A 12,326-nucleotide genomic window follows, 5' to 3' on the forward strand; every position below is an offset into this window, starting at 1 on the left:
GGATTGTAAATCACAAACGATCATCAATGTTCCTACCTTTATGTACTGAAGGCACATCACTGAACTAACTGTTCAATTTAGACCCGTTTGCCCTAATTAGATATAATTATTTTTGTAACGTGATTAATTTTACACGATAAACCATCTGTTTGAATTAAAACAAGAATAATCAGATGTTGCTCTATTCAAGAGCCTTGCCCAATTTTAAGCAGAGAGTCACCTGTCTGTGATGAAAACTGAGTATAAAAAGTAGGAAGATCTCCGTTGGAGAGCCTATTTTTTCAGCCAGAAATCAGCAGATAACTTCTAACTATCCAGTTAAGTCGCTGTCAAGGAGCATGTCCCCGAACAAGCTCAAATGGAGTTAGCTGGCGAGAAAATGTAACTTCTATATTTTGTGCCATCGTGAACTATTCGGCACACTGGATATGTTTGGCTATGAGTTTTCACTGCGTTATGCTCGGTTTAAACAAACAATTTGAGGCTAATGTAAGCGCTGATGTGGATATCAAACTGAAAAAGCCCATCAAGCGTAAGTTGATCGAACAGGAATGGGATCAGATTCAGCACATCATTTGTTTACCCAGCCGTCAGGTTACCCAGCAAAGCACAGTGATCAGGAAGTTATCTGGCAACAAGCGGAACAATAGAACACAGTTAGCCCTTCATGTGTATGATCGGCTGATTAAGTGCTTATCTCTGCACGAATTATTGGCTTTTTTTCACATCAGTTTCATCACAACTGATGGTTGGGGAAGTTATGTCAGAGAAGTGGAGCTAGGAAAGTATTTGGTAGGAAAAATTTTTACCCAGCGCATAGAACAGCAAAATTTCAATTTGCATATTCATATTAATAGGTTGACAAGAAAAACTGTTTGTTACTCACATTCGATAGAAATTCAGGTCAAGTATTCAATCTGTTGATATAGCAATACACACGATAGCATTCGATTAGTTCAATTGTCTTATTCTACTGGCTTTGTTCGGCATTAAAATTGACTTTATAAAACTAGAATACATACATTGAATACATAACCGAAATTCACGAAAAACTCATTGCCACATATATTGAAAAGCATCATGATAACGTTTTAGATTCATGACAGAAAATAGTATTAAAAACACGTGATATTGATAAATTTCTATCGGTTTCTTGTCCACAAAGGTAAAGTTCACCAAAACCACTTTTTGCAATGACCATGATAAGACTCCATTGACTAAAATGACGTATCTTCCAGCTATACTGACTATATCTTCATAGTAATCAGGATTTAAAATACTAAATAATCCATCCTGATAACTATTCTAACTTTCTGTTGACCAATAATGTAATAATCGGCTCGGCAATTTTCCTTGCCATTTTTCTATTTCTTCATCAGATACGGCTCTATGCTGAGTCGTTTCTCCCATTTTTTCAATAAAATATTCGTCGCACATTATTTATTTCTGATATAAGAAAACTAAGTGGCTGTAAAATCTGCCACTTAGTTGAGTTTGTTCTTTGATAAAGAATATTAAATTTCATCAATTTCAGGATCGGAAAATTGTCTTAGAATATCTAGATGAATATGCATATCTAATTTTCTGACATTTTCAAGAATAATGTCTCCACACAAAATTAGAGCAGACTCAAAACCAAATATCTCGTTTTCATGTAATGGGCCATGTACTTTCACTGCACGAGAAAAAATCCCGATATCATCATCATCTTCAAAATCAAAATCGTCGATGGATTTTGCTCCAAAAAAATAAGAGATTTCATTGTTTAAATCTTTTTTTTCTTTCTTATATGCATGATCCTTAGAATAAAGAATACTATTAAGAGCGCAGTGAATTGTTAGATTAATTCCTGTTGTTTCACCACAAAGATAAAGTTTTCCAAAGCCACTTCTGGCGATGGCATGGTAGGAATCTGTAGATTCAAACGGGGTATCTTCTAACCACATATCAACAATGCCTTCATAGTCATCAGGATTTACAATGCTAAATAGCCCATTGTGATAACTGTTCCAACCTTCAGTTTTCCAATAATGTAATAGTTGATCGGGTAACCTCCCTTTCCATTTTTCCATTGCTTGGGTTGGCACAGCTCTATGCTGAGTTGCTTCTCCCATTTCTTCAATAAAACATTCAAAATCTTCATCACGCATTATTTTTTCCCCTTGCCTCTGCATAATTCCAATTGAACATTCATCTTAGCGTCGCTTAAACCGTTATCAATTGCCTCTTTGGCTGCACTATCTAACGACTTAATTCGTTTTCCCCTCCAGCTACCATATCTGGTTCATGTAGAGCAGCCAATTCATTCAATATATTGTCGCCTTATTTTTTGCCATTTTTTTTGCGTCTTTTGTCGGAACTCCCCGTTTTTTTTAAGCTATCAAATATATTAGCTTCTATGCCATCTTTTGTGTTATTTCTAAAATCTTCTTGAGCTTTATTTGCTAAGGAATTCCGTTTATTTTTCTTATAAGCATCCCTCGCGATTTTAAAATCCTCCGGTGACATATTATTAATAGCATCTTGCTGTCTTTTTGATTGCGTGGAATATTCATCTAAAAATGCTTTTCGCTCTTTATCCATTTTTAACTTCTTATATCGCTTGCTGTCATAAAGATTAAAACACGGCACCTTAGTCTTCTTAACTCCTTTAACTTTCCCTTCTTTATTTTGCTGTTTTTCTTTCAGCTCTTTTAATAGTTGGTCGGGTAACTTTTCTCGCCATTTTTCTATCGATTCAGAGGGTACTGATATATGCTGAGTGGCTTCCCCGAATTCTTCAATAAAGCTATCAAAGTATCTGTCACACATTATTTACACTCTAACAAACGCATAAAGTGACTGTTTTAACAGTCACTTTAGCAATAGGGAATAATCAAATCTCTTGAATATCTGGATCTTCAAATTGACGAAGAATATCTAAATGGATATGCATATCCAATTTTCTGGTATTTTCTAGTTTAATCTCACCACCTAATACAATAGCAGGTTCGAAACCGAAAATTTCATTTTCATTTAATGAACCATGTTTTTTTACGGCTTGGGCGAAAATACCTGTTTTTTTGCCACCTTTTAAGTCAAAATTGTCAGCCGACTTTATCCCAAAGAAGGAGGATATTTCTCTATTCAAATCTTGTTGATCTTTTTTGTATGCTCTTTTTTTAGAAAAAGTAATAGTATTAAAAATACAAGATATTGTTAAATTAATTCCTGTTTGTTCACCACAGAGATAGAGTTTACCAAAACCACTTCTTGCAATAACATGATAGGCATCCATTGATTCAAATGGTGTATCTTCCAACCACATATCGACAATATCTTCGTAATCATCGGGATTTACAATGCTAAATAACCCATCCTGATAACTATTCCAGCCTTCTGTTTTCCAGTAGTGTAGCAGTCTTGTAGGTAGCCTATCTTGCCATTTTTCTATGGCTTCAGTAGGAACAGCTCTATGCTGAGTTGCCTCTCCCAAATCTTCAATAAAGCACTCAAAATCTTCATCACGCATTATTTTTTCCCCTTGCCTCTGCATAATTCCAATTGAACATTCATCTTAGCGTCGCTTAAACCGTTGTCAATTGCCTCTTTGGCTGCACTATCTAACGACTTAATTCGTTTTCCCCTCCAGCTACCACCAATAGCACTATTGATACCTGTATCTCCCATTTTTTTAGGAGCATATTGACCATATCCTCCAGCTACCATATCTGGTTCATGTAGAGCAGCCAATTCATTCAATATATTGTCTGCCTTACTTTTTGCCATTTTTTTCGCGTCTTTTGTCGGAACTCCCCGTTTTTTTAAGCTATCAAATATATTAGCTTCTATGTCATCTTTTGTGTTATTTCTAAAATCTTCTTGAGTTTTATTTGCTAAGGAATTCCGTTTATTTTTCTTATAAGCATCCCTCGCGATTTTAAAATCCTCCGGTGACATATTATTAATAGCATCTTGCTGTCTTTTTAATTGCGCGGAATATTCATCTAAAAATGATTTTCGCTCTTTATCCGTTTTTAACTTCTTATATCGCTTGCTGTCATAAGGATTAAAACACGGCACCTTAGTTTTCTTAACCCCTTTGACTTTACCCCCTTTATTTTGTTGTTTTTCTTTTAGCTCCTTTTTAAGCTTTTTGGGATCTTTTGGAGGTGTCTTTTTATCTCTTTCAGCAGCCCTGGTCTCTCGTCGTTTAGCTCGGGAGTTACTTCGCGCAATCCCTTTTTTTTCTTTGTCGGCGATCATCGACATCACCTTTGATCCGCCTTTAGCGATAGCTTTAATCCCTCCTTTTTTGCGCCCTTAGGGTTAAAGTCAGCAATGAAATCCCCAAATTCTTCTGCCGACCCTTCCATTGTATACCGCTCCCAATTGGTGTTACTCGCGTTTTCTCTGACAGCGTTGGCTGCGTCACGTAGCTGCTTCGAATCCGCCTCATTACCCCAGGCACCCTGCATCATTGCTGAGTGTTCCATTTCTGACGCAGCGGCATATTGAATACCTTTCCATACGAGTTCTCCAACATCCATGGCAGTATTTCCCAGGTTTTTTGCGATACCTGTTCCCACGCCCACCGCTGCGTTACCCACAGCTTTTCCGGCATCTACCACAGCATTGCCTACCTTAGCTAGACCATTCAAGAACCCGCCTTCATCTTGGGTATTCGGTTTGATAACGGGGTTGGCTTCCTTAGGCACCTGGGTTGATTTCGGTGGCTACCCCGTGATTTCCCCTAACGTATTACCCTCGCCGGTAGGGACATCGTTATGTGCCCGTTTTTTCTATAACGTCTCATCATTGGCTGGTTTGGGCGGAGTTTTTTTGATTTTCGCCATATCCTTATGCTCCGTTCATCCAAAATTTGTCACTGTGGCGCAGTATCAATTTATTACCGGCATGCACGCTTTTCGAATGCTCATCTGTTTTGGGATGGCATTTGCCGCCCACGGTACCGCTTTTGACGCCATTCGCTACACCGGGTTGATCGCCCAGCGTCTGAGGAACGAATGATTGTGCAAAAACCACCACAGGCCTGCCATTGGTGCGCACGGATTTCACTATCGCATCACTGTCAGCCAGTTTGGCAATCACGGGGTAAGGAATAGGGGGTGTGGATGCGCCAATCGAGGTTTTACAGACATCCGGCAAAATACCGATGACCATCCACTGGGTGCCTGTCCGGGCAATGTAGTTATCAGCCATAAATAAGTATCTCCCTTTCGTCTTTGTCATCAGGTGACGCCATTCTTATCAGCGGTGCATCCGGGCCCATTTCAAAACGGGCTTCCATCACCCGGAGAGGCGATGCTGCTTCAATGTGGTAACGGTAAGTCATGGAAAGTATGAGCGTTTCGCTGTCGATAATGAGGGTATCGGCGTACATCCGTTCCGGGATCATTTCACCACTGAGCATTCTCAACAGGATAAGCGGCGGTGCCCGGTAACTGCACATGTAATTCACCGTCACGGGTCAGGTTGAACAGGCTGATACGGATATCAGGGTCGGGAAAGTCAATTTGCTGGTCGTCCGGTGCGTTATTCCAGTAACGAAAACTAAAATCATCGGGGGAGATAAGGATGGCGCTCTTTCAGCCATTGTTCATCATAGGTACCCGCCAGTGTGCGGCGAGGCAGCCAAGCACGCCCGATAATGCCTAACCCTGCAGGCTGGCCGGCTTTTTCCGTGATAGAAGGAGGCTGGTTTAGCCACTGTGTGAAATGTTCTGCCGTTATCGGCGCATCAGGATGTTCAATGCGCGGCGCAGGGTAGTAGGAGAGGTCTTTTGCTTTCGCATACCACGGGGTGATAAAGCCCGTCCCCAGCGGATTGTATTCCCATGTTGCATGGGCAATGGGGGCATTGTCTTTTTCCGGGTGCTGTTCCCGCTGAGTGTCGGTCAAGCGGGTTTCTTCGGGCACAGAGGCAGCAGAGCCATCCTTTTCATACACTTTGCATTCCCCGCCAAAGGCATAACGGTAATCCACGGGTAAAGTTGTGAATTTTTGGGGCGGTGTCAGTTGCCATTCGCCTTGTGATGTACGTTGAAACTCACACTCTCCCCAGACATGCCTGTCTCTTGATCATATTTCATAGGTCAAGAGATTTGGACAGTAAATAACCTTCAAGGAGGGTTTGTAACATGAACCATCCTTCCCACAGCCTTTCCCATCCGACGCGGCCATTTCGTTTGGAGTCATACCAACCCGCCAGTTTCCCCAAATTAATATAGGCCCAATAAACGTTTGGTGCTGTCTCAGGGACCTTTTTCTTCTCTTGTTTTACCCACAATAACTTCCTCGCTAACGGGCTTAATAGCGTTTCACAACTCTGTTTTTCCGTCTCTGATTTATTGAGCCCCACATAGCGCAGCTGATGAACACGCATGGCGATAAACGCCAGGATCACCACCATTTTTTCCAGATTTTCTTTACGTTGCATCCGCAGCGCTTCAACCTGTGTCCCGCCACTTTTCCACGCTTTGTGAAACTCTTCAATGAGCCAACGTTTTTCATAGTAATCCAGAATTCGGTGGGCCTCTTCTTTACATATTACCGGCTCCGAGGTCAGAATATGCCAGCTCAGTTCCTAGTCGTTATTCGTTTCCTGACAACTCACATAATACAGTGCTACCGATTTCACCCCGTTTATTGACCGGCATTTTGAGCGTAACCGGGGCATAACGGATCTCACAAACCGAAATGACTTTATTCATTTCACTGCCAAGACGGGCTTCCGTTGCCTGGGAGGCGCGTTCCCATTTGTAACTTTCCTTGTCTTTATACGGACGGGAAGCCCGTTGCGCTTTCTTGCCATAATGATTCAGCGCTCTTGTCCAGCGCGTTTGCTCAATCAGGCCAATGACCTGGTCTTCGCTGGGGGCAAAAAGCGAAACAGAATGGGCATGCAGACCTGTGTCACTTTTTCGTGATGTGGTATAGCCCATTTCTTCCCGGACTGTCCGATGAGTAAACTCCAGTGAGGTCGTATCTTCCAATGCCAGTAAACAGTCATAGGATTTGGCGTGTTCAGCCGTCGCCGCAAATCTTGCCTCGGCAATAGCCGCTGCATCAATGGCCTGATTACGCGTCAATCGATAAGCGGCTTCAATATCCGCGGGTGTTTTGAGTGATTGCACAATAGATTGCCCGATATGATTGGCTAAAGAGGCCGTGAATTTGATAAGACGTTTTGTTCGCCGGCTGTCGCCCAAATTGGCGCGAGAAAAAGTCTCATAAGCCCATTGTTCTGCGTGAGTTTGAAACATTTTATCGTATCTCAATGAAATCGTTCTTACTAAGATCAATAAAGTGGAAAAAGATTCAAAAAAATCCCCCGATTTTTTCTCAGGGGATTTGTGTATGAAAGACAGGGGACATGAACTGCACCCCAAAGGATATCCAACTGAGTAAGGTGCAGTTCAGACGTCGGGGCAGTGGAAAATCAATCCGAAAATTAAGAGCCTGATGGTATACACTCTCAGTCAGCGTGGCAGCGATATACTAGGCAGGTAATGACTTCAGTAGCGCGAAAGCCTCCTTAATCCGATCCTCACTCACGACGAAGGCACGGAGTACGCCTTGCGTATCAACACCTTTCGCCACCATACCCTGTGACTCAATGGAAATCTGCCAGGCAAGATCCTGACGCAATGTCTCGCCAGCGAGATGCAGCGGTAATTCCGGTGTTTTGACCTTCACCAGCATCGCGGGTAGTTTCAGCGGCGTGCTGACACCGAGTAATTTTTTCGCCAGATACATGGCGCTAAGCTGAATGGGTTGCAGAAATGGCAGCACCTGGCCGTTAATTTCTGCGCAGTCGCCGAGGGCATAGATATCCGGCTGGGTGGTTTGCAAATAGCTGTCCACTTTCACACCCCGGTTGATGTCTGCTCCGGCACACTGGGCCAGCGCCGTTTCCGGGCGCAGGCCGGTGGCGACAATCACTGCATCTACCTGAATACTGCGACCGTGATCGAGTGTGGCGCGGATACCGCTTGCGGTTTTTTCCAGACGCTGTAATTGTGATTTCAGCAACAGATGGACGCCCATATCGGTCAGACAGTGCTGTAAGCGACTGCTTACTTCGGCTGGCATCAGTGCAGAGAGTATGCTGGCGGCGTGATCGACCAGCGTGATGGCTTTTCCGGCGCGGCAGAAATCCATCGCCAGTTCCACGCCAATTAAACCGCCGCCAATAATCATGACCCGCTGCGCATCGTGAAGCGCAGTTTCGTTTGTGCGATACTCTTGCTGGCTGTTGAGTGTCATCATCAGCTCACGACCTTCCATTGGCGGTACAAACGCGGCGGCGCCTGTCGCCAGTACCAGCTTGTCGTACTGCCACTGCTGACTGGTGCTTTTGACTACCCGTGCAGCGGCATCGATATCGGTAACCCGGGTGTGTGGGAAAAGACGCAGATTAAACTGTTCTGCGAATTCCCCCGCCGTCTGGCGGGTGAGTTCATCGGCGTGCTGCTTCTGGCTGATGACATGGCTTAAGTCTGGTTTGTTGTACTCATCCATGCTGTCTGCAGCGATGAGCGTCAGCGGCAGGTTCGCATCCTGCTTACGGATATTTTTCACCAGCTGCCGGGCGGCAAATCCCGAACCAATGATAACGATTCCGTGGCTCATTTTGCCTCCTTCGGCAGTTCGTCAAAGACATCTTTACCCAGCGAACATTCCGGGCAAAGGAAGTTGTCTGGTACTTCGCTCCACGGCGTGCCCGGCGCAACATTTTGTAGTGGCTCGCCGAGTTCGGGGTCGTAAATCCACTGACAGACGCTGCACTGCATACGCGGGCCGGGATCGGCGGCGCAGGCGCAGGTTGTCTCCTCTGGTATCGGTGCGGTTTTTACCGTGGCATCGGGCAGAGGATTGAGCGCCCACTGACGTGCAATATCGCGCCCATGCTGGCGGCATACTTCAAGCGCATCAATATCGGGACGCCATTTTACCTTCAGGCTCATAAACATCTCAAAACCGGCATCCTGCAAGCGTGTGGAAAGTCTGTCTACCGCACCACCGCTCCAGCCGTGAGAGCCGAAAGAGCTGGCGCGTTTGTTACGAAAGCGCAGGCCGGTCAACTCTTCCACCAGTCCGGCAATTTTCGGCATCATCACATTGTTCATGGTGGAGGTGCCCACCAGGATGCCTTTGGAGCGGAAGATGTTGGTCAGGATGTCGTTTTTATCGCCGCGTGCCACATTAAAGATTTTCACCGCCACGTTTGGGTCAACTTCGTTAATCCCTTGGGCGATGGCATCGGCCATCATACGGGTGTTGTTGGACATGGTGTCGTAGAAAAGGGTAATGCGATCTTCCTGATAGTCCGCCGCCCATTTCAGATATAGCTCGACAATCTGCGTCGGGTTTTCACGCCATACAACACCGTGAGAAGTGGCAATCATATCTATCGGCAGGTTAAAACCGAGTATTTCAGTGACTTTCGGTGTTACCAGACGGCTGAACGGCGTGAGGATGTTGGCGTAATAACGCTGGCATTGTTCAAACAGCTCCGCTTGATCCACTTCATCGTTAAACAGGCGTTCATCGCAGTAGTGCTGGCCGAAGGCATCGTTACTGAACAGCATCGCGTCGCCGGTCATATAGGTCATCATGCTGTCCGGCCAGTGAAGCATCGGTGTTTCGACGAAGATCAACTGCTTGCCGTTTCCGATATCCAGCGTGTCACCGGTTTTCACCGTGTGGAAATTCCATTCCGGGTGGTGATGGTGGCCGTTGACAGAGTCAATGGCGTTAGTGGTGCAGTAAATTGGTGTGTCCGGAATGTGAGACATCAGTTCGGTTAACGCCCCTGCGTGGTCCTCTTCCGCATGGTTTATGATGATGTAGTCGATATCGTGCAAATCGATTTCACTTCGCAGGTTCTGCACAAACTCACGGCTGAATTTGTGATCGACGGTATCGATCAGCACATTTTTACCTTCACGGATGAGATAGCTGTTGTAGCTGCTGCCGCGCAGCGTCTTATATTCGGTGCCGTGAAAATCACGCACTTCCCAGTCACGTTGACCCACCCAATGAATGTTATTTTTTACCAGAATAGACATAGCAACCTCAGTTAAGTACAGTATTTTTAAGAACGATGATTTGTCTATATCAAGTGATGTGCCAACTTTTTAGTTGGTTGATTTTATTTGATTTTATAAGCATATCACTCGCAATGAGTAGTCAATGTGACTATCTTTAAAACGGTCAATATGACAATATGTATTATCAAAATGACAGCGAGGCGAAAATGCGTTTTTCCGTAGATGTGCTGGCGAAAATCGCCATTGAGTTGCAGACCGGCATCGGCCACCAGGACAGATTTCAGCGACTGATCTCTGTGCTGCGCCATGTGTTGCAGTGTGATGCGTCGGCGCTGCTGCGTTATGAGGGACGGCAATTTATTCCGCTGGCCATCGACGGGCTGGCGCAGGATGTGCTCGGTCGTCGCTTTAATCTTGAAGGCCACCCCCGGCTGGAGACGATTGCCCGAGCCGGAGACGTGGTGCGCTTCCCTGCGGACAGCACGTTGCCGGATCCTTACGACGGCCTGATCTCGGGGCAGGAGAGCCTGAAAGTTCATGCCTGTATCGGCCTGCCGCTGTTTGCCGGGCAGAACCTGATTGGCGCACTGACCCTTGATGGTATGTCCCCCGATCAGTTCGATGATTTTAGTGATGAAGCGCTGCGGCTGATTGCTGCGCTGGCGGCTGGTGCGCTGAATAACGCCTTGCTGATTGAGCAACTGGAGAGCCAGAATATTCTGCCGGGTAGCCCTGCAGCTTTTGGGCAGGAGGCGCATACCGAAATCATTGGGCTGTCGGCAGGCATGGTGCAGCTCAAAAAGGAGATTGAAATTGTCGCGGCCTCCGATCTTAATGTACTGATCGGTGGTGAAACGGGCACGGGTAAAGAACTGGTGGCGAAGTCAATTCACGAGGCATCGCCACGTGCTGTCAGTCCACTGGTCTACCTCAACTGCGCGGCGCTGCCGGAAAGCGTGGCGGAAAGCGAACTCTTTGGTCACGTTAAAGGGGCGTTTACCGGCGCTATCAGCAACCGCAGCGGTAAGTTTGAGATGGCTGACAATGGCACGCTGTTTCTGGATGAGATTGGCGAGTTGTCGCTGGCGCTTCAGGCCAAATTGTTGCGGGTTTTACAGTACGGCGATATTCAACGCGTCGGTGACGACCGTAGCCTGCGGGTTAATGTACGCGTGTTGGCAGCGACCAACCGCGACCTGCGCGAAGAGGTGCTGACGGGGAACTTTCGTGCCGATCTGTTCCATCGTTTAAGCGTTTTTCCGCTCTCGGTGCCGCCGCTGCGCGAACGAGGCGAGGATGTGGTGGTGCTAGCAGGGTATTTCTGTGAACAGATGCGCCTGCATATGGGACTTTCATACGTGATATTAAGCTCTGGCGCCAGGGCGCATCTGCTGAGTTATAGCTGGCCGGGAAACGTCCGCGAACTGGAACATGCTATTCACCGTGCCGTTGTGCTGGCACGAGCTGCCCGCTCTGGTGATGAAATAATTTTGCATGTGAATCATTTCGCTCTGCATGAAGACAATGCACCGCTGCCGATACAGGAAACGCCTGCCATTGTTAACCAGAACCTGCGGGAAGCGACAGAGACCTTTCAGCGACAATTAATCACCCACACTCTGGAGCAAAATAACCGTAGCTGGGCGGCCAGCGCGCGGGCGCTGGAGATGGACGTTGCTAATCTGCACCGGCTGGCGAAGCGTCTGGGGATGAAGGGCTAGATAATCCCCGCCCAAGAAAAGTTAACATTAAGTTATTATTCAGAAGAAAATAGTTCTGAATTCGATATCTATGCAGGTAAACTAGACTGGTCAGGTTATGCAGATAGACAAACAATAATCGTTATTGCACCGGAAAAACTGTCTGTTGGCGCTCCTATTCTTACGTACTGGCAATGGGATGATAAAACTAGTTCAGACTATTTGGTACTATAGATGTATTTCATGAAAATACGGACTCTGCTGGAGCAAGAATAGAGTTTTCCAAAGGACATTATTACACATTCAGTGGTGTAGTTAAGAATGAGTAATTCTCTCCCGAAAGTCACGGTATTATAGTTCAGGGATTCATGAGTTTGAATATGCAAAATCCTGCAGGTTATAAATCACCTGACATTAATTTAGAGCTTAATGAAAATACAATCATAAATTCTTCAACGCACGCTAAGAGTGGCCACATAGACTGACAGCAATGATTTCGGGTGACGGTTTCATGCAAGGATTGCCACAGGCGTTCAATCTTATTTAGCCATGGCGAATAAACCGGTAAAAA

The 12,326-nt window shown here is 45.6% G+C and carries 14 protein-coding genes and 3 pseudogenes; 2 read left to right on the forward strand and 15 right to left on the reverse strand.

Annotated elements, in window-relative coordinates:
• The first annotated feature begins 438 nt into the window (after positions 1-438).
• Complete coding sequence (locus tag BM135_RS16760) at positions 439-924, forward strand: IS1 family transposase (RefSeq protein ID WP_139204124.1); 486 nt, start codon at positions 439-441, stop codon at positions 922-924.
• A 154-nt stretch (positions 925-1,078) separates the two neighbouring features.
• Here BM135_RS16760 and BM135_RS17760 read toward each other — a convergent pair whose 3' ends face one another.
• The 14 genes and pseudogenes from BM135_RS17760 to norV form a co-directional block, all read right to left on the reverse strand.
• Entirely contained in the window at positions 1,079-1,201 is a 123-nt protein-coding gene (locus BM135_RS17760; protein ID WP_281244153.1) for a hypothetical protein, read from the reverse strand.
• 104 nt (positions 1,202-1,305) lie between these two features.
• Positions 1,306-1,437 carry a GAD-like domain-containing protein gene (locus BM135_RS15560; RefSeq protein WP_245737432.1) on the reverse strand — a complete coding sequence of 44 codons (132 nt, stop codon included), beginning with the start codon at positions 1,435-1,437 and terminating at the stop codon, positions 1,306-1,308.
• 77 nt (positions 1,438-1,514) lie between these two features.
• Entirely contained in the window at positions 1,515-2,150 is a 636-nt protein-coding gene (locus BM135_RS15565) for a GAD-like domain-containing protein (protein ID WP_092521299.1), read from the reverse strand.
• 91 nt (positions 2,151-2,241) lie between these two features.
• Positions 2,242-2,811 (reverse strand): annotated as a pseudogene (locus tag BM135_RS17835) (polymorphic toxin type 15 domain-containing protein).
• A gap of 64 nt (positions 2,812-2,875) precedes the next feature.
• The gene (locus BM135_RS15575; RefSeq protein ID WP_092521303.1) at positions 2,876-3,511 is read right to left on the reverse strand and encodes a GAD-like domain-containing protein; all 636 of its coding nucleotides are present in this window, start codon (positions 3,509-3,511) and stop codon (positions 2,876-2,878) included.
• On the reverse strand, positions 3,511-4,245 hold the full coding sequence (locus tag BM135_RS15580) for a polymorphic toxin type 15 domain-containing protein (RefSeq protein ID WP_175486182.1): 735 nt from the start codon (positions 4,243-4,245) through the stop codon (positions 3,511-3,513). The genes BM135_RS15575 and BM135_RS15580 overlap by 1 nt, the downstream gene beginning before the upstream one ends.
• Before the next feature lie 5 nt (positions 4,246-4,250).
• Entirely contained in the window at positions 4,251-4,697 is a 447-nt protein-coding gene (locus tag BM135_RS15585) for a hypothetical protein (RefSeq protein WP_092521307.1), read from the reverse strand.
• A 142-nt stretch (positions 4,698-4,839) separates the two neighbouring features.
• Positions 4,840-5,202 (reverse strand): DUF4150 domain-containing protein, encoded by a 363-nt coding sequence (locus BM135_RS15590; protein WP_092521309.1) that lies wholly within the window; start codon positions 5,200-5,202, stop codon positions 4,840-4,842.
• Positions 5,195-5,452, reverse strand: a complete 258-nt coding sequence (locus BM135_RS15595) for a hypothetical protein (protein ID WP_092521311.1) — start codon at positions 5,450-5,452, stop codon at positions 5,195-5,197. The genes BM135_RS15590 and BM135_RS15595 overlap by 8 nt, the downstream gene beginning before the upstream one ends.
• The gene (locus BM135_RS18075; RefSeq protein WP_092521337.1) at positions 5,400-5,579 is read right to left on the reverse strand and encodes a DUF2169 domain-containing protein; all 180 of its coding nucleotides are present in this window, start codon (positions 5,577-5,579) and stop codon (positions 5,400-5,402) included. Before BM135_RS18075 ends, BM135_RS15595 begins: the two co-directional genes overlap by 53 nt.
• A pseudogene (locus BM135_RS15605) lies at positions 5,560-6,057 on the reverse strand (DUF2169 domain-containing protein); the annotation flags it as partial. The pseudogene BM135_RS15605 and the gene BM135_RS18075, both read right to left, overlap by 20 nt.
• A gap of 31 nt (positions 6,058-6,088) precedes the next feature.
• Positions 6,089-7,265 (reverse strand): annotated as a pseudogene (locus BM135_RS15610) (IS4 family transposase).
• Positions 7,266-7,500: 235 nt separating this feature from the next.
• Entirely contained in the window at positions 7,501-8,634 is a 1,134-nt protein-coding gene (gene norW, locus BM135_RS15615) for an NADH:flavorubredoxin reductase NorW (RefSeq protein ID WP_092521315.1), read from the reverse strand.
• On the reverse strand, positions 8,631-10,073 hold the full coding sequence (norV, locus tag BM135_RS15620; RefSeq protein WP_092521335.1) for an anaerobic nitric oxide reductase flavorubredoxin: 1,443 nt from the start codon (positions 10,071-10,073) through the stop codon (positions 8,631-8,633). The genes norW and norV overlap by 4 nt, the downstream gene beginning before the upstream one ends.
• A gap of 188 nt (positions 10,074-10,261) precedes the next feature.
• Between norV and norR the strand changes: the two genes are divergently transcribed.
• Positions 10,262-11,776, forward strand: a complete 1,515-nt coding sequence (gene norR / locus BM135_RS15625) for a nitric oxide reductase transcriptional regulator NorR (RefSeq protein WP_092521336.1) — start codon at positions 10,262-10,264, stop codon at positions 11,774-11,776.
• Positions 11,777-12,152: 376 nt separating this feature from the next.
• Here norR and BM135_RS16770 read toward each other — a convergent pair.
• Positions 12,153-12,326, reverse strand: a 174-nt coding sequence (locus tag BM135_RS16770) for a transposase (protein WP_175486184.1), incomplete at its 5' end; no start/stop codon positions are given.

This window comes from Xenorhabdus japonica (assembly GCF_900115195.1).
Classification (GTDB): domain Bacteria; phylum Pseudomonadota; class Gammaproteobacteria; order Enterobacterales; family Enterobacteriaceae; genus Xenorhabdus; species Xenorhabdus japonica.